The sequence below is a fragment of the Chitinophaga sp. 10T418 genome, assembly GCF_056394125.1.
Window position 1 is genome coordinate 486920 of the sequence record NZ_JBFTHG010000002.1, and the last position, 20001, is coordinate 506920.

Below are 20001 nucleotides of genomic sequence, written 5' to 3' on the forward strand. Positions count from 1 at the left end.
GATACTCAAAGCCTCTATCTATAAAATATCTTTTCGGGAGAAATTATACCTAATAACGTTTCTTTGATTTGGGGATCACTTTCGGATTTCCTTTGCTATCGAATGGTTCATCGAGATAAATACCATTTACTTTTTTGTCAGTAGTTGCTGTCAACTCCGCATCAAAAGTAATTTTCCCTTTCTTTATTTCATAAAACCTGGAAGAAACATAATACATAGAGTCTGCAGCAGGATAGGTTGGGGTCAAATCACTTCCTCCAAACTCCAGGTTACCGTCCCGGTCATAATCTTTTACGTCTGAACTGATGGCATTCACAACAGAATCTGCCAGGGAATGGTCTATCTTGAATACATACATCCTGTTCTTTTTCGGTGCGCCGTTTACCTCCAGGAAGAGAAAAACAGAAGATCCATTTTCTACCAGCTTGTTACGCTTGCTGGGATAATTGATAATGTCTTCATGAAATATAAAAGCTTTATTGCCATTCACGAAAATAGTACCCTTATACACAGTAATTAACTGCCGCTGGCTGCTGGTATAATGTAATTCGTTTGCTGACTTCTGTGCCATTGCGGGCAGGCCAATAAAAAGTAGCAGGCATAGTCTGAACAGGTGACGCATCATAGTTTTTTAAATAAGACTTTAATTTAGGTAAATCCCTCCGGATAATGCAATAGTAAATGATTAAAATTTGTTACACAAGAATATGCTTGCATTTATAAGTCCTCCGCATTATATTGTTATGAATTCTGTAACCCTCTGCCGTTGGCAGCTACCTCTAATCACACAAACTACTGTTATGAAAAAACTATTTTGTCTTCTGATCGTTTGTTCTATCGCTTTATTGCCTTTACAGATCCTGCACGCGGAAAAGAGCATTTCTTCCTTTTTCAGTATTGGTCTGAACGTGAATAACGGTACCTCCTATACAGGCGCTATCTACCTGTATGGGCCTACTAACGTCAGCGCCTATCTGAATCCTAATAGTGGTTCTTCCTACGGCCCGTTGACGGCCGGAAATTATACGGTGAACATGTATACGTCTGCACCCGGTTCGCATACCTTTACTTTCGGCTCACAGTCTGTTACTACTTCTACGGGAAGTGCCACCTTCTCCAGTGTTAATATTACCGGTACTGTGTTTGCTTCCATTTATTAATCAGTGACCCTTCCTGCGAAAGCATTACCGGGCATTATTAGCAGAGGTAGCTGAAAATAGCAGGTGCTTTTGCAGGAAGGTATTTAAATTACGGCCTGCACCGCGAAAGCGAAAAGTGTTATAACTTGCCATTAATTCATAGCACTCATGGCAACCGCATACGCTTACAAATATATGGACTCTCCCGTAGGACAATTGACGCTGATTGCCAGCGACAAGGGCCTCGCCGCTATACTTTGGGAAAATGACCGTCCTGGCAGGGTACATGCAACAACTGATATTAAAAATGATACCCATCCTGTATTACTGGAAACAGAACGACAGTTAAAAGAATATTTTGAAGGAAAACGTCATGATTTTTCCCTGGAACTCGACCCGATAGGTACTTCCTTCCAAAAAGAAGTGTGGACGGCGCTATCTACCATACCTTATGGCGAAACCCGCAGCTATCTGCAGATAGCAAATCAGTTGGGAAATCCCAAAGCAGTACGCGCAGTAGGCGCTGCCAACGGCAGAAATCCTATTTCTATTATCCTTCCCTGTCACCGGGTAATTGCCACATCAGGAGCGCTCACCGGATTTGCTGGTGGTCTCCATGCAAAGGCGGCGCTGTTATCCCTGGAAGGGGCGAAAAAAGTGGATACTCAAATGGAAATTGCCTGGCAGGAATCAAATAGTTAATCCCTGCCTGAGGCATTCAGAAGAGATCAGTAACCAAAACTTAAAATCAGCTTTGAATTTTCATAACCAACAGAGGAAACTTCTCTGATCAGGGCGCTGTCAACAGGATAAGTTAAGCGACGGCCATCACAGGTATGCAAACCACAAGCCCAGCAAGACAACCCCACCTGCTGCACATTAATATAGTCCTGACCGTTATAGGTAAGCACCCGCACATCTCCTCCCTGTTTGATGCTCATGAAACTGTCTATCGTATGTTTCAGCCAGGCTATGTTGGTAGCAGGATTTTCTATGCCACAGGCTTTTACCTTGTCTTCGTTTTTATCTTTCTTACAGGCCTGGGTTAATAACGCTACAGCAAAAATATAGTACATCATTTTCATAGGGTTGAATTTCCCTGTTCAACGTTTCACAGCTACCGGATGTTACAGTCACGTCTACTCCCACCAAAAAAATTTTTGGTTCATTACTGAAATGATCCCTATATTAGCAAACCGATATACATCGGACTCCTAACCCTTTCATTGAATAGACTATCCTTACAGTAATTAAATCTCAAAATAACAATCGTAATAACTCAAAATAACAAGTTACTAATCACTATGTAATTAACACTCACCCTAATCATTTCCCTTTTATGACTAAGTTACCTTCCAGCCCTACGCGTTGGACGCGGGATTACGTGTTCGACATCCTCAAAGACCTCGGTATTCACTACATTTTTGGCGTACCCGGCACAAACGAAATTCCTATTATTGATGGCACCAGCTACGAAGCTAACGGTGTAAGGTACATTGAATGCTTACATGAAAATATTGCAATCGGTGCGGCCATGGGATCGGCCCGCATGACAGGTAAGCCCGGTGTACTGGTTGTACACGTTACCCCGGGTATTGCCCACTGCATCGGCAATCTGTTCAATGCATGGCGATCAGAAATGCCCCTGGTCATCCTTTGCTGTCAGCAGCAAAATGAGCTGATCACCCAGGAACCATTGCTGGCGTCCAACCTGGTGGACCTGGCTAAACAATATACCAAATGGGCCCACGAAGTACGTACCCCTTCTGAAATTCCACTGGTATTACAACGTGCATTTAAAGAAGCTATGGCGCCTCCTAATGGCCCTGTGTTTGTTTCAATTCCATGGGACTTTACCATGGTGGCCATCGGCGATAACAACAAAGTAAAAGGCGTTACCCGTATCTCCCCGCACTTCACCGGTGATGATGCTACTATCCGGCAGGCAGCAGATCTTCTTTCTGCAGCTCAAAATCCCGTGATCGTGGCAGGAGATGCGGTGGGCTATGCCGATGCATGGAGTGAATTGCGGGAACTGGCAGCACTCATCGGAGCGCCGGTGGTACTGCAAACCTTCAGCAGCGTAGCTAACTTCCCTAACGATGATTATCACTGGCAGGGAGAATTACCCGGTGGTCAGGCTGCCATACAAGGTGTCTTCCAGAAACATGATGTGGCCTTCCTCGTTGGCTTTGGCGCACAGGCACAACTGGCTGTATTCAAATACGCAGACGGGCCCCTGTTTCCCGATAGCCTCAAACAAATATATCTCACCAACAACACCTGGGATATCGCCAAAAACTATTATGGCGAAGCGGCCATTTTCGGAGACGTAAAAGCAACGCTCCCCATTCTCAACAGCTACATAAAAGCAAAGCCCCCACAAGGAGCTGACAAAAGAAATGAAACGCTGCAAGCGCTCTTTGAAACCCGTGCAGCAAAATGGGACGCCTACCTGCAACAAGCCATGCAGCAGGAGAAAATATGGACAGTAGTCATTGCGAAAGCATTGAAAGATGCCATCGAACAACGCCAACTTATCGATAAATATGTGTACGTGCACGAAGCCGTTTCTGATGGCGCCCCGCTGCAATACTTCCTGCCGTTAGGCACCGGCGCCAAACCAGTGAGCTATTATTGTGTAGCCGGCGGATCGCTGGGCTGGTCTATGCCGGCATCGCTGGGCATAAAACTCGAGGCCAATGCCGCGCAGGGCATCACCACGCAACTGGTGATCAATGCAGTGGGTGATGGCTCCGCCCTTTTCTATCCACAGGTATGGTGGACGGCCACACATGAACAGCTACCCATTCTTTATATCATCACCAACAACCAGGAATACCATACGTTGCAATTGGGTTTACAACAGGTAGTAGCCGCCTACGGATCTGCTCCGGGATATGGCTGGCATCCTTCCACTATGGACCCCAGCTATCTGCGGCTGGAACGCCCCTACATCGACTACGTAAACCTGGCGAAAGGATTTGGTGTGGATACAGGTGAACAGGTAAAAACACCCGGCGATGCGAAAGCAGCCATTGAAAGAGGCATTGATCATGTGCTGAACAACAAAACCTCGTACATACTGGATATGCGCATTGCACAGGATACCCCGCCCCCACCGGCAGGCAAAGCCGCAGCAGGCAGCCAGGCGGCGATCACGCAGCACTACCTGGAACAACCGGCGCTGGATATCTTCCATCATAACGATGTGGCACTTTACACTGCAGCAACAGGCGCCGCGCCGCTTCCGGCTAACATGCCTTCCATTTTCTAACACCACAATTTCCTATAAACCCAAAACAAACATTTTATGGCAAATGCACATGTCGACATCGCCATCATCGGCGGTGGAGTTTCCGGAGTATATAGCGCCTGGAAACTGAAACAGAAATATGGAGAGAGCAAAAAAATTGCATTGTATGAAGGTTCCGGCCATATCGGTGGCCGCCTGCTTTCCGTGCGCCCACCAGGCATCGATAACATGGTAGCAGAACTCGGCGGGATGCGGGTGCTGGAAGACATTCAGGAAAGGGCCATGACGCTGATAACGGAACTCAACCTGCAATTACCACCAGAAGAAAAAATTACATTATTTGATTTTCCGGTAGATGAAGACCAAAACATCGCTTACCTCCGCGGTATTCATATGCGGCTCGCTGATTTCATAAAAGATCCCGCAAAAGTACCGTACCGACTTTCTAAAAACGAATACGGTAAAGGCCCCGGTACCATCATCGTAGATGCCATCGAAAAAGTAGTCCCCGGCATCGGTGCAGCCACGGATGAAGAACGCCGTAAAATGGTACAAACAGCCACCTTCGAAGGACTACCGCTTTATCAGTGGGGCTTCTGGAACCTGTTGTACCGTGTAGTCAGCAGCGAAGGATACCAGTTCAGCTTAGATGCCGGCGGTTACGATACCACGCTCGTCAACTGGAATGCCGCAGATGCCATTCCCTGGTTCTTATCAGACTTTGGTATCACCCCTCATTACATGGGCTTTAAAAATGGTTTTCAACAGGTACCTATCACACTCGGAAAATTCTTCGAAGAACTGGGTGGCAGCATTTCACTCAATAAAAAACTGGAACGCTTCGACTGGAAAGGCGATGTTTTTCATCTCATTTTCAACGATGAAAACATCACGGCCAATCAACTGATCCTGGCAATGCCACGCCGCTCCCTGGAACTGTTGGCGCCCCAAAGCCCCAAGCTGCAGGAAATCAATACGCTGATCAACAGCGTTACCGGTCGTCCGCTGTTTAAACTGTTCACCACTTATGATGAACCCTGGTGGACTAAAGTAGAAGGCACTCCTCCTATTGAAACCGGACGCACAGTAACGGACATACCCGTACGACAAACCTACTACTGGCCTAAAGACGATGGTACTCCACCCACCCAGGGCAAGTCCATGCTGCTGGCCAGTTATGATGACGGCAATAACACCGGCTTCTGGGATGGCCTCAGACCTAAGCGCAGCCTCGCCTGGAGACTGGGCCGCCCAAAAACAATCGTGGATGCTTTCCGCGGAGCAGATGATAAACTACCCGTTAAAGCTGCCACCGGCAAATATGGCCTTAACCAGAAATGGAGTGATTACGAAGCACCCAAACGTATGGTGGATGAAATATCCCGGCAGCTAAGCCAGGTACATGATATTCAAGCAACACCTGAAGTAAAAAGCGCCGCCTTCCGCGATTGGGGAGAAGATCCATACGGTGGCGGATGGAACAGTTGGAACATCGGCGTAAAAAGCTGGGAGGTAAGAGATAAAATCGTGCATCCTATTGACAACTGTCCCCTGTTCATTTGCGGGGAAGCCTACTCCGATGCCCAGGGTTGGGTAGAAGGCGCACTGCAAACGGCACAGATCATGCTGAAAAAATTATAATGAATACCCGCCACTCTGAAACAAGCATCCTCACTTGTTTCAGGGTGGCTTTATGATTTGTCAGCCACCAGCTTTTACTTTTGAAGAAGCCCACACATTTACCTGAAACATTCCCGTTTTCACCGACTTATCCGGTGGACTTACCTGTTTGAAATTGTCCTTCCTTATCTGCCGTTATAGCTTTGACGGTATGAAAACAACACACATCCTCATCTCCGGCGCAAGTATCGCCGGCCCTGCACTCGCCTTCTGGCTAAACCGTTATGGCTTTAAAGTAACTATTGTGGAACGCGCCCCGCACATCCGTCCCGGCGGCTATGCCATAGACTTTCGCGGCACCGCCATGCAGGTGTTAGCGCAAATGAACCTGCTGGAAGAAATACGCAAGTACGAAACCCGCTCCGGTAAGATCAGCATCGTGGACAAAAAAAATAAAGAAGTGGCGCGGATGCCGGACGGCTTCACCAGCGGTGAACTGGAAATACTTCGCGGCGACCTCGCCAATGTATTGTATGAAGCGAGTAAACAGGATACGGAATATATCTTCGATGACTCTGTCTCTACTATCTCACAGGACGCTACCGGCGCCACTGTCACATTCCTGAGCGGGAATACCCGCCGTTTTGATCTGGTAGTGGGTGCAGACGGATTACATTCCAAAGTCAGGTCAGTAGCCTTCGGCGATGAATCCAATTTCATGCATCACCTGGGCATTTATCTCGCCGTTTTCACTGTCCCCAATTTTATGCAGCTCAAAGATATGGCAGGCGTTTTCTATGGTACATTAGGAAAACGTGTGGGCATCTTCAGCGCTAAACAAGATACGGAAGCCAGGGCCAGCTTTTATTTTGCAGCACCCAAGCTAGATTATGACTACCGGGATATTAAAGCACAGCAACAAATGATTCGTGAACGTTTCACCAACGAAGAATGGCAGGTACCACAACTGTTGCAATACATGGACAATGCCACGGATTTTTATTTCGATTCCGCCAGCCAGATTAAAATGGATAACTGGTCGAAGGGCCGCGTTACGTTGCTGGGTGATGCCGCCGGCTGCGCCTCTCCCATGTCTGGTATGGGAACCAGTATGGCCGTTGTAGGCGCCTACATTTTAGCGGGTGAACTCAAAGCGGCGCAAGGTGAACACACGATAGCTTTTGCCCGCTATGAAGCGCAAATGCGCGATTTTGTGGCAGCCAGCCAGAAGCTGGCAGATGGCGCGGAATGGTTTGTGCCTACCACCCGTTTCAAACACTGGATGAGCGAGAAAATATGGAAGATCCTGCCGTATACACCATGGAAAAATATGATGATCGAAATGCCCCGGAAAGTAGCCAACACGGTTACATTGAAAAGTTATTAAAGAGATGAATAGTACCACGACCATTCATCTCTTTAAATCTATTACTTATGGTACCTGTAATACCCAACGTTCATGATCTCCGTTGTTGGCAGCTACGGTTACATCGGCACTTTTGTTTCCAGCCATCCTTTCAACAGCTGCTCTTCCTCCGGCGTTAATTTGATATCCCTTCCTTTAGGCATCCGTCTTTTCACAAATACCTGTTTATAGATCTTCGGTGCCAGGGATTCCATATTGTCTGCCGTAAATACTTTTCCGGGGTTGTATACACTATGACAAACATTACATTTCTGCGTCAACACGGATAAAGCGGTTTGTTTCAACCGGGCGTTATCAGAAGGTACGCCTCTGGTGGCAGCACGGTTGGGATGAAAGGGGAAGCTGGCCAGGGCGGCTACCAGCAGCAGGATGGCTACAATAGCGTATGTTTTCATTTGTTTTTGTTTGTAAGGATACAGGCAATAATGACGAATATCACAGCGATGGTGCCACAGATGGCCCTTACCAGGTTCAGGCTGTTCCACGGACCTTCAAACCGGAGCCGTTGCGCCGCCAGTTCCTGGGCGGAAGCTGCCTGGATATTAAAAACGTCCAGGGCATCATTCATGGGTACATTACCCACCATGGTTACCCCAAACACCCCGATGCCGTAGGCAAAGGTGGCAATCAGCAGGCACCAGAAAGCACCGCTCAGGGGCTGCTGGTAGTGCATATAGGTACAAACCGGCAATAATATCAGTGTGCCCATAAAAAGGCTCAGAAAGAAACCATTCAGGATGGCCCGGTTCATGACCTGCATAGCGGCTAAATAGGCACTATCCGGGAGGCGCGCAATACCAATAGTCACAGAACAGGACCAGGCGTAGAAGAGACCCGCCATCAGGGCGGTAGAAGTGGCTGTGATAATCAGCAGTACAGTGGAAAACTTAAACATATCGGCGTTATTTTTATTTCTTGGTGCAAATTACTACTGGCAGGCACCTGAAAATAGAACAAAACCGACAGCGGGGCAGAAATCCCCTTTTTACGGGATACTTTTAAGTAAGTAATCAAATTCCTTTGCCGAGATGGGTACCACGGTGCCATGCCGTAAACCGGCCGGCATCGATAATTTACCGGAAACGTCTTTCCACGTTTTCAGATCTGTAGATTCCACCGCACCATAACTGTGCTGGGTATACTTGTCAAAATACACGATCCATTTATTGCCCTGCCTCAGGGTAGTAGGCCCTTCCGCCCAATAAGCTCCGGTAATAGGCGCTGAAGGCTTGCCATAGCCACTGGTAAGCGACTTACTCACGGCTATCCGGATATTCTTCTGCGCCGGCGTTTTGGTTTCATCTTTCAGGAACATCATATACCGGCCATGATCCGGAACAATGGTGGCGTCAATTACATTGAACCCCTGATCATATAACAATTTTGCAGAACTGAACTGCTGAAAGTCTTTTGTAGTAACATAATACAACCGGTGATTGTATTTGTCATCACCGGTTGTCTCGCCCGCAGTAAAGCGCCCCGGTATGGTGGTGGCCCAGTAGATCATATATTCCTTATGCCGGGCATCATAGGTAATTTCAGGCGCCCAGCAGTTCAACGCACCTGCTTCCTGCGCCATTACCGGGATTTCCCGTTGCGCCGACCAATGGATCAGGTCCGGAGAAGATGCATAGCCAATGCTTTTCTCCTTCCAGCTCACGGTCCATACCATATGGAATAAGCTGTCGGCTCCCCGGATAATGCAGGGGTCCCGCATCAGTTTATCGTCACCGGCGGTTGGTTGCAGCAGAGAATGACCATTATTCAGCTCTTTCCAGTTATAACCATCATGACTATACGCCAGGTGCAGGCCATCCTGCCCGTTATCTTTAAAAAAGGAAAAGATATATACAGGTTGTTGGCCTGCGGCGCTTTTCAGTAGCCCACACAGGAAAATAAAAAGAAAGATTTGTTTCATAACCATATTTAAAGAAAGATGAAATTAAACGGCATCCACCAGCCCATCTTCCTGCAGCTTTTTAAATGCTGTCAGCACACCCGGCACCTGTTGCGCTTCTTTCAGATAGTCTTCCAAACTGAAATAACGGATCGCGCCTATTTCAGCAGAAGGACGGGGTACTTGTTGCAACTCATGCAGGAAACAATCCTGTCTCATCTGCAGATTAATTTCACCAAAAGCCGGCGCCGTGATATGATAATACCATTGGAGACTATCCGCCGCCAATTCCATATTCAACTCTTCATGGATTTCGCGCTGTAATGCTGCCAGCGGCGTTTCGCCGGCATCTATCTTCCCTCCCGGCAAATACCAGGCGCCTTTATTTTTACTGAATGCCAGTAATAGTTTGCGATCCTTAACTACGATAAGGCCGGCACAATCTATGTAACTCATCTCGCAAAAATAATAAAGCCGGCGTATTAAAAAGTAAAATAGCAGAAAGCCCTTCCTTACAATAAAGCAGGGCTTAATATTTAAAAACAGTTATTTACCGGAAGCAGGTAGTCAGGTCCGTCACAGTAGCGCCAAAGTAAGTGGCTTTCTGCGTAACCGGAAATGATGTAGACTTTAGATATACATCGACTGGAAAACTATTTCAATAGTTCCGTCGGCGTTAGTCCGAAACGTTTTTTAAAAGCCCGCTGAAAATGCTGTGGATGGGCATAGCCCAGTTCATAAGCGATCTGGGAAATGTTTTTTTCACCCTCTTTGATCAGGTACCGGGCCGCTTTCAATCTTTCTTCCTGTAACATGCCAAAAACAGTGGTGCCGAAAACCTGTTTAAAATACTTTTTTAATTTAAATTCATTGAGCCCGCAAAGCAGGGAAAGTGCGGATAGTGAAAGCGGATCACCAAGCCGCTCCAACACCAGGGCATGTGCATGATATACCTTTTCCAGGTCTGTTTTGGATATCTGGCTGTCTTTGGGGGGATGCCCGATCAATATTTCGCATTGACGGCATAACAGGTCAAGGATCTTCGCATCAAAATATAGTTTACCTAATCCGGGAGCTGAGGGCGCATCCCAGAATGTAGTGAAGAAATATTTAAAATCCTGGCTTAGTGCCTTTGAAGGCGATTGCAAAACAAAGGGTTCCCTGTTAGCGATCTTTTCTGCTAATGGCATCAATTCCGGCAAATAACCGGAAAAAAGACCAGCCATATAATCCGGTAACAGATGGGCTGAAAATAAGCGATGGGTGCCGCCATGCATCACCTGGTTCGTTTCCTCCCCCGATGGGTTGAATAATAGTTGATGATCTCCTGCTGTCATCGTGTTGGCGGGTAATTGACTATCATAAACGAAGCCTGCTGTACCCGCCAGCATAAAATTGAGTTCAACCATTGGCAGCCAGTTTTTATAACGGACAGCTGCTGTTTCGGTATCGGTAATAATAGTCCTGTCGACGATACCCATGGTGTCGGTTACAACAAATTTTAACTTTTGCTCGTTCCCCTGAGTGGAAACAGTGAACTGCTGTGTCGTCCCACGCGCTACGGCAAGAACGGACTCCATATTAACCGGCGGCATTTCTGCGCAATTGCTGAGTTTTTTCCTGGTTTCCATAAATGGTACATATTGCTCCGTTTGATGCCCTGCTATTAGATACCCAACCCTTACATTTGTTTCTTTAAGGATAAAATAGACATAAGAAGTCAGAAATGCAAACAAAACTTACGGAAGGATTTAAAAACGACTGGGTGATCTCTGCTGATGGCACCCGTATTGGTTACCGGCAAATTGGAAATGGCCCTGGTCTGATATTACTACATGGCGCGCTGCAATCCTCCCTGAACTTCACGGAACTGGCTAAGGCGTTGGCAGCTGATTTCACCGTTTATCTGCCGGATCGCCGTGGCCGGGGCTTAAGCGGGCCCTATCAGGCCGGTGACGACCTGCTAACGGAAGCTAATGACCTCCTTGCCATCATCCACCAGACGAAAACAGTTAACATTTTCGGGCTAAGTTCCGGCGCGGTTATTACATTGCAGGCTTTGTTGCTGGAAAACGGTTTGCAAAAAATAGCGCTTTACGAGCCGCCATTGGCGATTGCCGAAAACCCATTCAATAAAATAGAAGGGCCTTATCAAAATGCCCTGAAGGATAATAATTATGGCCGGGCCTTTGTCGCTATCCTTAAAGACACAGGCGATAATTCATTATTTAGTAAACTTCCGGCATTCATCACCGCGCCATTGATCAACTGGCAAATGAAAAGCCAGCTGAAAAAACCTGCTGAAGACGAAATTCCGTTGCGGGTACTGGTGGAGAACTTCAGTCAGGACCGCATTGTTATTAACGACTCCGCACGGCTGTTGCCGGAGATCAAAGATATACAAGCAAGCATACTGCTGTTGGGCGGCACAAAAAGCATAGATTATTTAGAGAAAGCGCTTGACAGTTTACAGCAAATCATCCCCAAAGCCAGGCGTATTTATCTGAAAGGACTTGGCCATATCGCGGCCGACAACAGTGAGCAACCGTTAAAAGTGGCGGAAGTGCTGTTGAATTTTTTTAAATTTCAAGGTCGTTTACCAATTACTAACTGACAGATATTTCCTATTTTGAATGCAAAGTCGTTTATTTAAGCCTGATATTTAATCCGGAATTAATCACCTATATGAACAAAAGTCGGCTGGAAGCTTTTAGCGATGGTGTACTCGCTATTATTATCACCATTATGGTGCTGGAAATTAAAACACCACATGGCGGGGAGTGGAAAGATTTACTACCATTATATCCTGTTGTACTCAGTTATATCATGAGCTTTATATATGTTGGTATTTACTGGGGTAACCATCACCACCTCTGTCACACCGTCAGAAAAGTAACACCCGGTATTATCTGGGCCAATATGTTTCTGCTGTTCTGCCTGTCCCTCATTCCTTTTGCCACGGCATGGATGGGAGAAAATCATTTTGCGCCACATACGCTTGTCCTGTATGCGGTACTCCTCATGCTCTGCGGGGCTTCCTTTACGATCCTTCAACAGGCCATTATGAAATCCAATCCTCATGAAGCCGTGATGGCAACGGTATTGAACCGGCAGCGCAGGAAAGGGATGATATCAGTAGGATTATATATACTGGCTATTCCCATGGCTTATGTCAGCACCCCCGTTTCAGGCGCCTTAATCCTGTTGGTAGCTATTATCTGGTTGGTGCCGGATGAGAATATTGCCCGTGCACTGGAAGAAGAAGGGGAATAGTTGTTCTCCTATGGAAAAATTGGCGCAATACGCCGCTGTTATTGTCCTTTTCACACACCATACAAGCATCCGTTTTGCGTTACGTTTGTGGTAACAAAATAAATCCGGATGCTCCTTCTACAACACAAAACCGCCATTGTATATGGTGTAAGCGATTCCCTTGGCGGCGCAGTAGCCCGTGCCTTTGCCCGGGCGGGTGCCCACGTATTCCTGACCGGACATCGCCTGGCGCCGGTGCAAAAAGTAGCAGACGAGATCATTGCTGCCGGTGGCCTGGCAGAAGTGGCCGTAGTAGACGCGCTGGATCAGCAGGCAGTCAACGCCCACCTGGACATGGTGGTGGCCCAAACCGGCGCAGTGGATATCTCCTTTAACCTGATCGGCATAGAAGCCAAACAGAATATCCCCCTGTTGGATATGGACCCGGACGATTTTGTGCATCCGGTAAAAACAGCAATGCGCACACACTTCATCACCGCCACCGCTGCCGGCAAACAAATGAGTAAACAACGATCCGGTACCATCTTAACGCTAACGGCTACCCCGGGAGGCATCGGCTATCCACTGGTAGGTGGTTTTGGACCTGCCTGTTGCGCCATAGAAAGCTTTGTAAAAGGGCTGGCATCTGAGCTGGGACCCAACGGTGTGCGCGTAGTAAATATACGTTCTGCCGGTTCCCCGGACTCTCACCCCTTCCTCGATGCCATCAACTCCGGCGCTCCGGAAGTACCTGCATTTTTAGAAAAGCTGAAAGATGATACCATGCTCAAAGCACTTCCACTCATGGCAGATATCGCGAATACCGCCGTATTCCTGGCTTCAGAAATGGCCGGTAAAATTACCGGCGTCACCATCGATGTAACTGCAGGAACTACTGCCGCGCTGAATTATAAAATGATGACGATCCCTTTCCTGCAATAATAAAACGGGAAACGCCACAGATAAATACCTGTGGCGTTTCCCGTTTCCTGATTTATTACTTCTTCATTTGAAATGCCAGTAGTCGTAATCCATTAAACACCACCAGCAATGTAGATCCTTCATGTGCAATCACGGCTACTCCTATGGAAGCCACACCTATGATCGTCAGCGGAATCAACACCGCCACCATACCTAAACTCATCCACAAATTCTGACGGATAATACCTTTCGATTTCCTGCTCAAGGCAATGGCAAAAGGCAGGTTATCCAGTTTATCCGCCATCAGTGCAATGTCCGCCGTTTCCAATGCTACCGCAGATCCTGCAGCCCCCATCGCAATACCCACGGTGCTTTTCGCCATCGCCGGCGCATCATTTACACCATCGCCGATCATCGCTACTTTTCCTTCCTGCTGACTTAAATCCTCGATGGCCTTCACTTTTTGTTCCGGCAGCAAACTACCCCAGGCATCTGCGATACCGATTTTATTAGCCACAGCAGTAGCTACCTGCTGGTTGTCGCCGGTGAGCATCACTATTTTTTTGATCCCTATTTCTTTCAACTGCGCCAGCGTAGCTGCCGCTTCTTTACGGGGTACATCCATCAGGGCAATCAGTCCTATGATTTGTTCGTTCTGCTGAACAACCATAGTAGTATTACCTTCCTTCTCCAGCTGATCAATCTGGCTGATCACACCTGCCGGCAATTTTTTGCCCTCCTGCTCAAATAACCCCGCGTTGCCGATCACAATTTGTTTGCCCTGACAGGTAGCCTTTACACCACGGCCGGAAACGGCCATCAGTCCATCCGCAGCGGCTACTTCCCGTTTCAGTTTTTCCTGCCCGCCTTTCACAATGGCGGCAGCCAACGGATGATCACTTAACTTCTCTACGGCTATGACTACCTGTAATACTTCTTCTTCTGTAACGCCGTTTAACGCTACCACAGCAGTTAACTGCGGCTTACCTTCTGTCAGCGTACCTGTTTTATCAAATGCCAGCGCCGTTAAACTGCCCAGTTCTTCCAGTGGGCCACCGCCTTTGATTAACACCCCACTCCTGGCAGCGCGCGCAATACCGCTTAACACCGCGCTGGGCGTGGAAATAGCCAATGCACAAGGACTGGCAGCCACCAGTACGGAGATAGCGCGGTAAAAACTCTGACTGAATGTTTCATCGATCACCAGGAAAGCGAACAGTAACGATACCACCAGTATCAATACTATCGGCACAAAATATCTTTCAAATTTATCGGTAAATAATTGTGTGGGAGATTTCTGTGCTTCCGTTTCATTCACCAGCCTGATTAGTCTGGCCAGTGTTGAATCTGCGGCCACGCTGGTAACTTTTATTTCCAGCACCTGGCTGCCGTTGATGGTGCCGGCAAAAACTTTATGTTCGGCACTCACATTTTTATCGGCCTGCTGCGGATCTGCTACCGGTGTTTTATCTACCGGAATACTTTCGCCGGTAATAGGCGCCTGATTCACACTACTGCTACCTTTTATAACAATACCATCGGCAGATATTTTACTGTTGGGTTTTACAATGATAATATCATTGGCCAGCAGTTCTTCAATAGCAATTTCTTTCTCTTCATTGTTACGTCTTACAATGGCTGTTTTAGGCGCCAGTTCTGCCAGCGCAGCAATTGATTTACGCGCTTTATTCATGGCATAATGTTCCAGTGCATGGCCCATGCTGAACAGGAAAAGCAATAAAGCCCCTTCCTCCCAGTCGCCCAGAATGGCGGCGCCTATGGCGGCTACCAGCATCAGGAAATCTATTTCAAATTTCCCTTTGGCAATAGATTCAACGGCTTCTTTCGTGGTGTAAAATCCACCAAAAAAGTAGGCGCCTATATATAAAGATAAACTAAGCCATGCCGGCAGTGAATGAATAAAACTGATAGCAAATCCCAGTCCCAGTAATACGCCACAGATGATACTGAAAAAAAGTTCTGTATTCTTTCCAAATACGCCGCCATGCTCATGGTTATGATCATGGTCCGCATCATGCTGATGACCGTTTTGGGAAGCGTTGGTGACTGTTACAATCTCTTTATCCGTCTGCTGTTCTGCTGCTGTTGACTTCATCATAATACTTTTTTTAGATAGGAAAAATGGGGAGCCCTTTTATCACGTGAAGAGATAAGGACATTATAACGATGACGACTATACTACACTACACCAATTGAGGAGGTTGCCATACAGCAAAAGGGAGTTCCTGCACAAACGAGCAACAGAATACAGGATGTGTGACAGAAAGATCCGGGTGGTAGAGCGAATAAACAATGTGCTCAGACAGCACCGGATTCGTAGCACAGCACGCACAGATACAAAAGGGTGAACATGCATCTATATGTGCGTGTTGCGCTCCCGCAGGAGCAGTATATTGGATAGCAGTCACCCTCGTTGTTGCCTTGTCGCTGCAGGGAATACAGCTCAGCACCAAAACCAGGAGGGTCAATATATAAGAAATCAATCTCATGCTAATTATCCGATAGCATAAAGGTAAAAAAATAGGTAACGCTTTCGTTAAAAAAGATTGCAACTCCGTTGTAAATGCCCTACAGATAATTGATACAGCGATGCACTTATTTTAAACGCGTGCATAATTTATCGGGTAAAGTCTTTGTCTGTAAAAAGATAATTCTTCAAAATACAATACCGGCAGCGATCACACTTACGTTCACTGATTTATCACCGAAATTAACCTGCCCATCTGATTCAATCCGGTCAGGATAACGGTATTTATAGCCGCGATAGATATAGGACGCAAAAATGCCTATTTTGGGAAAGTGCCATGCAAGACCAGCCCCCACTCCATAAAAGTATTTTCCGGATTCATTAAACGTAATGGCTTGTTGTCCGCCGGCAGCGGCGTTAATATTTTCAGTGCGACTTACATTATAAGCGTTGCGGCCAAACTGGCCGGTAATATAGGGTTCGATATGGAGGAACTGATGTTTGATTTTAAGGTCTGCAAATACGGGAATCATTACATGATCATTATAGGAGGTTACTTCTACCCCTGGTCCTACTGCAATCGTATTGTGCAACAACGACACATTACCGATAATACCACCGCCTACAGCCCCGTCATTAACCATACCGTAGATATAACCATTCAGTAATTTTCCACTCTGGGCGGCGCTGAAAAGCGGCAGGAACAGCCCAAAAAAAAGTATCTTTTTCATAGTACGTATTTTCTATTTACCTTGAGTGCTGTACTTAGCTCTATGGTAACATTTTGCCACCGTATATTGTTGCACGTAGCTTTTGTTTAATTCAATGAAAATGACTCCCGGTAAAATATTCATCTGCCTGTTCCTTTTATTCGCAGCCTGCTCAAACGGGCCTGAGCGTGATCACCCGTATACCTCCGAGGGGCTCACCATGAACCTACCGCCCAACTGGAACGTTACCAAAGATAAAACCGACACCACAGTGGGCACCCGACTGATCACCATTGAGGATAAGAATCCCGATAATACAGGTGGAGACCTGATCATTTCCAGACTTAATGACACCTTGGATTTAAACGTTTACATGGAAATACTGATACGCAACACCACGGAATCTATGACTAAACGGGATATATCCCTTAAACTGGTATCAAAGATGAAAGCCCTCAGAATAGGCAGTCTGCAGGCACTGAGAGTCTACTTTGAATGTCTGATACAGGAGCAACTCATCGCAGGCTCCTTCACCGTTTTTAACCTGGATGGGAAAACCTATTCGGCTACATTTAACGCTGGTGGAAAGAATAGTAAAGAAAAGGATGCCACTGTAGACCGGATTATCCGATCTTTTAAAAAATACAGTGAATGAAATCCACCACTACCTGGCTGATACTTTCCGTCATTGTATGCTGCATCATCACCGGCATTTCCTACCATGGGGGCCTGGCTTATGATGGCGCTACCACCATGGGCTTTCCGTTTACTTTTTACCGGCATAGCGTTGGAATGAATGCTGCTACACAGCAGATGGAAGATCATATTACCTTCAAATGGTTGGTCATGGCGATAGACATGGTACTTGTATTCGTCGTTGTTTTCTATTTACTCCGCCTGTATAAATTTCTCAGGCAATAACACCTCCGGCACATAACCCGCAAGGAATGCGTTGACAATAGATTTGGGCGTGAGTACCTGCACCATTTCCTCTTCAGGAAACATTTCTTTTTTCGTATACCCTTCGGGAGACCATAAAAACAACGCCTGTTTAAAAACCACGTACGGCTGGTCGTGGTATACAATAAAGCAACCATCCGGCAAATCATGGATGGAAGCCGTATACGTCACTTTTACTCCTTGCCGGTCTATTCTTTCCCCGTGTAATATTTTATCTATTTGCTGAATAGATACACCTGCTTCAAAGCCATATTCCGCATTACCTTTCAGCCAATAGGTTTTAAAACGATTGTAATCAGCTCTGCGGCATTCAAAACAGGGTCGGTGACCAGCGGCAAAGGCGGTGGCCTCATCGCGGAAAAACAGCTCCGTATAGCGATGTGGCGCCATCACCGTTCTTTTCCGGTTTTTGAACTGCAGCACACAGGTGATCCAGGCCTTCAACTTAAAAGACCGCTGAATATGCTGTTGCTCATCATGCAGGATGCCGCGGTTGCCCATCCAGGTGCCACGGGCGCTGCTGCGGATAATATTCCCAAATGGATCTACTCTGTTTTGTAACATACATAAATGATTTTCCGGGAGATGGATACCATAGTAAAGCTACTGAAAAACAGACCCCGGAAATTATTGTAAATTTATTCCTTAATTGCACCATATGCCGCTGCTCTTCAATAATCCGCAACAACCAACCGCCTTTTACCGGAACGCTATTTCCGGTACAGATCTCAATTCAGCCGACCTGGTAGAAAGCATAGACAACATAGGTATGGAGCATGCGGACATGACCTTTCAAAACTGGTGCTTTGAAGGCTTCCGGCTCGCGCATGCAGTACTGGGGCAGCAACAGGCCACCACCTATGGTATCAAAAATGATATTGACGCTGTAAAGATCTATTTCAACCGGAGAGGCCGTACCCGGATCAACTACCGGCAGTTATCAAAAAGCTTTTCCATAGAACGGGGACAATACAATATGTTGTATACAGCAGAACTGGATAGCAGCATGTCGCATATAGACGATCACTCGGAAATCTTCTCCCTGCAAATTACCCAAAACTGTTTCCAGGACCTGATTGCAGAAGGGCGCATTACCATGGATCAATTTGCCGGCAAGGCGGCTAACAGTCAGCCTGCACTGTTTTCCAACCAGTGGCTGTCCATGAATGATGCCATGGAAAAATGTATTGACGACATCCTCCACTGCCGCTTTCATTCCAACATGAAAAAGATCTACCTGCGCTCAAAAGCAGTGGAATTATTTTTATTATTTGCAGATGCCAGCGCAGGAATATCTCCCGAAAAAAATACGGTTGTAAAGAGTGCGGCAGACAAAGAGAAACTTTATTTCATCAAAGACTACCTCACCCGCCATTACGCAGATCCGGTTCAGTTTTCTGGTTTAGCCAGGCTCGCCGGCCTCAATGAATTTAAACTGAAGACCGGCTTTAAAGCGCTGTTCAATACTTCCGTGATAGACTTCCTCATTCATTACCGGCTGGAACGGGCCAGGGAGTTGCTGCGGAGTAGTACCAAAAATGTCAGCGAAGTAGCCTATGAAACCGGGTACGCCTCCCCTGCTTACTTCAGCAAGGCATTCAAAAAAAAGTATGGGGTAAGCCCGAAGCAATTATAATGCTCCCGATTTTACAAGTTTTAATCCTGATTTTCCGGGTGTCATCCCGCAGGATACCTCAGCTTTGTTATTCTAATCACTTTTCGAGAGATGAATACAACGACTGATGGAAAAATTACGCTTCGGGAAGCATGCTATGAAGACATGCCTGCATTATCCCAAATGGCCGGACAGTCCTTCTGGGAAGCATTTACCGGGCAAATGCCGGAAGACGATCTGACAGCCTATATCGGCAAAGCATTTCACCCAGATCAATTCCTCCGGGAATGGCAGCAGCCACATACCATCTTCCTGATTGCCACCTGCGAAGGTGAATGGGCAGGTTATGCCAAAATGAATATGCAGGGCAGGCCGGAGCGGCAGGAGGTGGAAAATTACATTGAACTGGAAAGACTGTACCTGCTTACACAACAACAGGGAAAAAAGATTGGCGCGATGCTGATGGACTACTGCATCCGCTACGCCACCGATCATGGTTATGATCAGCTATGGCTGAACGTATGGGAAAAGAATGCCCGGGCCATTGCCTTTTACCGGCAACATCATTTTGAAATAGCAGATAGCTCTGTGATGATGCGGGGCAGTGATCCGCAGCTTGCCCTGTGGATGCGAAAGATGCTGTAACAACATTTTCACCAATACCGGTACTAAATTCAGCGGGATTCGTTTTCATCCCTGTTTGCGCTATATTAGAGA

Annotated in this window: 23 protein-coding genes; 12 read left to right on the forward strand and 11 right to left on the reverse strand. The window is 46.8% G+C overall.

Going from position 1 to position 20001, the window contains the following annotated elements:
* Positions 1-49: 49 nt before the first annotated feature.
* The gene (locus AC1DCV_RS06330; RefSeq protein ID WP_477022393.1) at positions 50-625 is read right to left on the reverse strand and encodes a hypothetical protein; all 576 of its coding nucleotides are present in this window, start codon (positions 623-625) and stop codon (positions 50-52) included.
* Between the two features lie 175 nt (positions 626-800).
* On the opposite strand from AC1DCV_RS06330, the gene AC1DCV_RS06335 reads away from it, so the two are divergent.
* Together AC1DCV_RS06335 and AC1DCV_RS06340 are read left to right on the forward strand one after the other, a co-directional pair.
* The gene (locus tag AC1DCV_RS06335; RefSeq protein WP_441575655.1) at positions 801-1160 is read left to right on the forward strand and encodes a hypothetical protein; all 360 of its coding nucleotides are present in this window, start codon (positions 801-803) and stop codon (positions 1158-1160) included.
* 147 nt (positions 1161-1307) lie between these two features.
* Entirely contained in the window at positions 1308-1841 is a 534-nt protein-coding gene (locus tag AC1DCV_RS06340; protein WP_477022394.1) for a methylated-DNA--[protein]-cysteine S-methyltransferase, read from the forward strand.
* A 26-nt stretch (positions 1842-1867) separates the two neighbouring features.
* Here the strand turns inward: AC1DCV_RS06340 and AC1DCV_RS06345 are convergent, their stop codons facing one another.
* Entirely contained in the window at positions 1868-2218 is a 351-nt protein-coding gene (locus AC1DCV_RS06345; protein WP_477022395.1) for a hypothetical protein, read from the reverse strand.
* Between the two features lie 260 nt (positions 2219-2478).
* On the opposite strand from AC1DCV_RS06345, the gene AC1DCV_RS06350 reads away from it, so the two are divergent.
* From AC1DCV_RS06350 to AC1DCV_RS06360, 3 genes are all read left to right on the forward strand, one after another.
* Positions 2479-4416 carry a thiamine pyrophosphate-binding protein gene (locus AC1DCV_RS06350; RefSeq protein WP_477022396.1) on the forward strand — a complete coding sequence of 646 codons (1938 nt, stop codon included), beginning with the start codon at positions 2479-2481 and terminating at the stop codon, positions 4414-4416.
* Between the two features lie 36 nt (positions 4417-4452).
* Positions 4453-6036 (forward strand): flavin monoamine oxidase family protein, encoded by a 1584-nt coding sequence (locus tag AC1DCV_RS06355; RefSeq protein WP_477022397.1) that lies wholly within the window; start codon positions 4453-4455, stop codon positions 6034-6036.
* Between the two features lie 190 nt (positions 6037-6226).
* The gene (locus tag AC1DCV_RS06360; RefSeq protein ID WP_477022398.1) at positions 6227-7402 is read left to right on the forward strand and encodes an FAD-dependent monooxygenase; all 1176 of its coding nucleotides are present in this window, start codon (positions 6227-6229) and stop codon (positions 7400-7402) included.
* Between the two features lie 98 nt (positions 7403-7500).
* On the opposite strand, the gene AC1DCV_RS06365 is transcribed toward AC1DCV_RS06360, so the two are convergent.
* The 5 genes from AC1DCV_RS06365 to AC1DCV_RS06385 all read right to left on the reverse strand — a co-directional run bounded on the left by AC1DCV_RS06365 (position 7501) and on the right by AC1DCV_RS06385 (position 10969).
* Positions 7501-7836 (reverse strand): hypothetical protein, encoded by a 336-nt coding sequence (locus AC1DCV_RS06365; RefSeq protein WP_477022399.1) that lies wholly within the window; start codon positions 7834-7836, stop codon positions 7501-7503.
* Entirely contained in the window at positions 7833-8336 is a 504-nt protein-coding gene (locus AC1DCV_RS06370; protein ID WP_441575641.1) for an anthrone oxygenase family protein, read from the reverse strand. Before AC1DCV_RS06370 ends, AC1DCV_RS06365 begins: the two co-directional genes overlap by 4 nt.
* A gap of 90 nt (positions 8337-8426) precedes the next feature.
* Positions 8427-9359 (reverse strand): glycoside hydrolase family 43 protein, encoded by a 933-nt coding sequence (locus AC1DCV_RS06375; RefSeq protein ID WP_477022400.1) that lies wholly within the window; start codon positions 9357-9359, stop codon positions 8427-8429.
* Between the two features lie 24 nt (positions 9360-9383).
* The gene (locus AC1DCV_RS06380; protein WP_477022401.1) at positions 9384-9794 is read right to left on the reverse strand and encodes an NUDIX hydrolase; all 411 of its coding nucleotides are present in this window, start codon (positions 9792-9794) and stop codon (positions 9384-9386) included.
* A 197-nt stretch (positions 9795-9991) separates the two neighbouring features.
* Positions 9992-10969 carry a helix-turn-helix domain-containing protein gene (locus AC1DCV_RS06385; protein ID WP_477022402.1) on the reverse strand — a complete coding sequence of 326 codons (978 nt, stop codon included), beginning with the start codon at positions 10967-10969 and terminating at the stop codon, positions 9992-9994.
* A gap of 95 nt (positions 10970-11064) precedes the next feature.
* On the opposite strand from AC1DCV_RS06385, the gene AC1DCV_RS06390 reads away from it, so the two are divergent.
* From AC1DCV_RS06390 to AC1DCV_RS06400, 3 genes are all read left to right on the forward strand, one after another.
* Positions 11065-11952: an alpha/beta fold hydrolase gene (locus AC1DCV_RS06390; protein WP_477022403.1), complete on the forward strand. Its 888-nt coding sequence runs from the start codon at positions 11065-11067 to the stop codon at positions 11950-11952.
* Between the two features lie 71 nt (positions 11953-12023).
* Positions 12024-12611: a TMEM175 family protein gene (locus tag AC1DCV_RS06395; protein WP_441575636.1), complete on the forward strand. Its 588-nt coding sequence runs from the start codon at positions 12024-12026 to the stop codon at positions 12609-12611.
* A gap of 108 nt (positions 12612-12719) precedes the next feature.
* On the forward strand, positions 12720-13532 hold the full coding sequence (locus tag AC1DCV_RS06400; protein ID WP_477022404.1) for an SDR family NAD(P)-dependent oxidoreductase: 813 nt from the start codon (positions 12720-12722) through the stop codon (positions 13530-13532).
* 55 nt (positions 13533-13587) lie between these two features.
* On the opposite strand, the gene AC1DCV_RS06405 is transcribed toward AC1DCV_RS06400, so the two are convergent.
* From AC1DCV_RS06405 to AC1DCV_RS06415, 3 genes are all read right to left on the reverse strand, one after another.
* Positions 13588-15630, reverse strand: a complete 2043-nt coding sequence (locus tag AC1DCV_RS06405; RefSeq protein WP_477022405.1) for a heavy metal translocating P-type ATPase — start codon at positions 15628-15630, stop codon at positions 13588-13590.
* An 85-nt stretch (positions 15631-15715) separates the two neighbouring features.
* The gene (locus AC1DCV_RS06410; RefSeq protein WP_477022406.1) at positions 15716-16021 is read right to left on the reverse strand and encodes a DUF6660 family protein; all 306 of its coding nucleotides are present in this window, start codon (positions 16019-16021) and stop codon (positions 15716-15718) included.
* 166 nt (positions 16022-16187) lie between these two features.
* Positions 16188-16730, reverse strand: coding sequence for a hypothetical protein (locus AC1DCV_RS06415; RefSeq protein ID WP_477022407.1), 543 nt, complete (start codon positions 16728-16730; stop codon positions 16188-16190).
* 94 nt (positions 16731-16824) lie between these two features.
* On the opposite strand from AC1DCV_RS06415, the gene AC1DCV_RS06420 reads away from it, so the two are divergent.
* Both AC1DCV_RS06420 and AC1DCV_RS06425 read left to right on the forward strand, forming a co-directional pair.
* On the forward strand, positions 16825-17364 hold the full coding sequence (locus AC1DCV_RS06420; RefSeq protein WP_477022408.1) for a hypothetical protein: 540 nt from the start codon (positions 16825-16827) through the stop codon (positions 17362-17364).
* Positions 17361-17630, forward strand: coding sequence for a hypothetical protein (locus AC1DCV_RS06425; protein ID WP_477022409.1), 270 nt, complete (start codon positions 17361-17363; stop codon positions 17628-17630). Before AC1DCV_RS06420 ends, AC1DCV_RS06425 begins: the two co-directional genes overlap by 4 nt.
* Here the strand turns inward: AC1DCV_RS06425 and AC1DCV_RS06430 are convergent.
* Complete coding sequence (locus tag AC1DCV_RS06430; RefSeq protein WP_477022410.1) at positions 17598-18233, reverse strand: hypothetical protein; 636 nt, start codon at positions 18231-18233, stop codon at positions 17598-17600. The genes AC1DCV_RS06425 and AC1DCV_RS06430 overlap by 33 nt on opposite strands.
* Before the next feature lie 94 nt (positions 18234-18327).
* Between AC1DCV_RS06430 and AC1DCV_RS06435 the strand changes: the two genes are divergently transcribed.
* Entirely contained in the window at positions 18328-19305 is a 978-nt protein-coding gene (locus tag AC1DCV_RS06435) for a helix-turn-helix transcriptional regulator (RefSeq protein ID WP_477022411.1), read from the forward strand.
* Between the two features lie 90 nt (positions 19306-19395).
* The gene (locus AC1DCV_RS06440) at positions 19396-19929 is read left to right on the forward strand and encodes a GNAT family N-acetyltransferase (RefSeq protein ID WP_477022412.1); all 534 of its coding nucleotides are present in this window, start codon (positions 19396-19398) and stop codon (positions 19927-19929) included.
* The last annotated feature ends 72 nt before the right edge of the window (positions 19930-20001 follow it).

Bases quoted from the DNA above. Each gene is read 5' to 3' on its own strand.
- AC1DCV_RS06340 (WP_477022394.1), top strand. From the start codon at position 1,308: ATGGCAACCGCATACGCTTACAAATATATGGACTCTCCCGTAGGACAA.
- AC1DCV_RS06385 (WP_477022402.1), bottom strand. From the start codon at position 10,969: ATGGAAACCAGGAAAAAACTCAGCAATTGCGCAGAAATGCCGCCGGTT.
- AC1DCV_RS06330 (WP_477022393.1), bottom strand. From the start codon at position 625: ATGATGCGTCACCTGTTCAGACTATGCCTGCTACTTTTTATTGGCCTG.
- AC1DCV_RS06365 (WP_477022399.1), bottom strand. From the start codon at position 7,836: ATGAAAACATACGCTATTGTAGCCATCCTGCTGCTGGTAGCCGCCCTG.
- AC1DCV_RS06395 (WP_441575636.1), top strand. From the start codon at position 12,024: ATGAACAAAAGTCGGCTGGAAGCTTTTAGCGATGGTGTACTCGCTATT.
- AC1DCV_RS06390 (WP_477022403.1), top strand. From the start codon at position 11,065: ATGCAAACAAAACTTACGGAAGGATTTAAAAACGACTGGGTGATCTCT.
- AC1DCV_RS06360 (WP_477022398.1), top strand. From the start codon at position 6,227: ATGAAAACAACACACATCCTCATCTCCGGCGCAAGTATCGCCGGCCCT.
- AC1DCV_RS06430 (WP_477022410.1), bottom strand. From the start codon at position 18,233: ATGTTACAAAACAGAGTAGATCCATTTGGGAATATTATCCGCAGCAGC.
- AC1DCV_RS06405 (WP_477022405.1), bottom strand. From the start codon at position 15,630: ATGATGAAGTCAACAGCAGCAGAACAGCAGACGGATAAAGAGATTGTA.
- AC1DCV_RS06410 (WP_477022406.1), bottom strand. From the start codon at position 16,021: ATGAGATTGATTTCTTATATATTGACCCTCCTGGTTTTGGTGCTGAGC.
- AC1DCV_RS06400 (WP_477022404.1), top strand. From the start codon at position 12,720: ATGCTCCTTCTACAACACAAAACCGCCATTGTATATGGTGTAAGCGAT.
- AC1DCV_RS06355 (WP_477022397.1), top strand. From the start codon at position 4,453: ATGGCAAATGCACATGTCGACATCGCCATCATCGGCGGTGGAGTTTCC.
- AC1DCV_RS06440 (WP_477022412.1), top strand. From the start codon at position 19,396: ATGAATACAACGACTGATGGAAAAATTACGCTTCGGGAAGCATGCTAT.
- AC1DCV_RS06375 (WP_477022400.1), bottom strand. From the start codon at position 9,359: ATGAAACAAATCTTTCTTTTTATTTTCCTGTGTGGGCTACTGAAAAGC.
- AC1DCV_RS06345 (WP_477022395.1), bottom strand. From the start codon at position 2,218: ATGATGTACTATATTTTTGCTGTAGCGTTATTAACCCAGGCCTGTAAG.
- AC1DCV_RS06425 (WP_477022409.1), top strand. From the start codon at position 17,361: ATGAAATCCACCACTACCTGGCTGATACTTTCCGTCATTGTATGCTGC.
- AC1DCV_RS06420 (WP_477022408.1), top strand. From the start codon at position 16,825: ATGAAAATGACTCCCGGTAAAATATTCATCTGCCTGTTCCTTTTATTC.
- AC1DCV_RS06380 (WP_477022401.1), bottom strand. From the start codon at position 9,794: ATGAGTTACATAGATTGTGCCGGCCTTATCGTAGTTAAGGATCGCAAA.
- AC1DCV_RS06415 (WP_477022407.1), bottom strand. From the start codon at position 16,730: ATGAAAAAGATACTTTTTTTTGGGCTGTTCCTGCCGCTTTTCAGCGCC.
- AC1DCV_RS06435 (WP_477022411.1), top strand. From the start codon at position 18,328: ATGCCGCTGCTCTTCAATAATCCGCAACAACCAACCGCCTTTTACCGG.
- AC1DCV_RS06370 (WP_441575641.1), bottom strand. From the start codon at position 8,336: ATGTTTAAGTTTTCCACTGTACTGCTGATTATCACAGCCACTTCTACC.
- AC1DCV_RS06335 (WP_441575655.1), top strand. From the start codon at position 801: ATGAAAAAACTATTTTGTCTTCTGATCGTTTGTTCTATCGCTTTATTG.
- AC1DCV_RS06350 (WP_477022396.1), top strand. From the start codon at position 2,479: ATGACTAAGTTACCTTCCAGCCCTACGCGTTGGACGCGGGATTACGTG.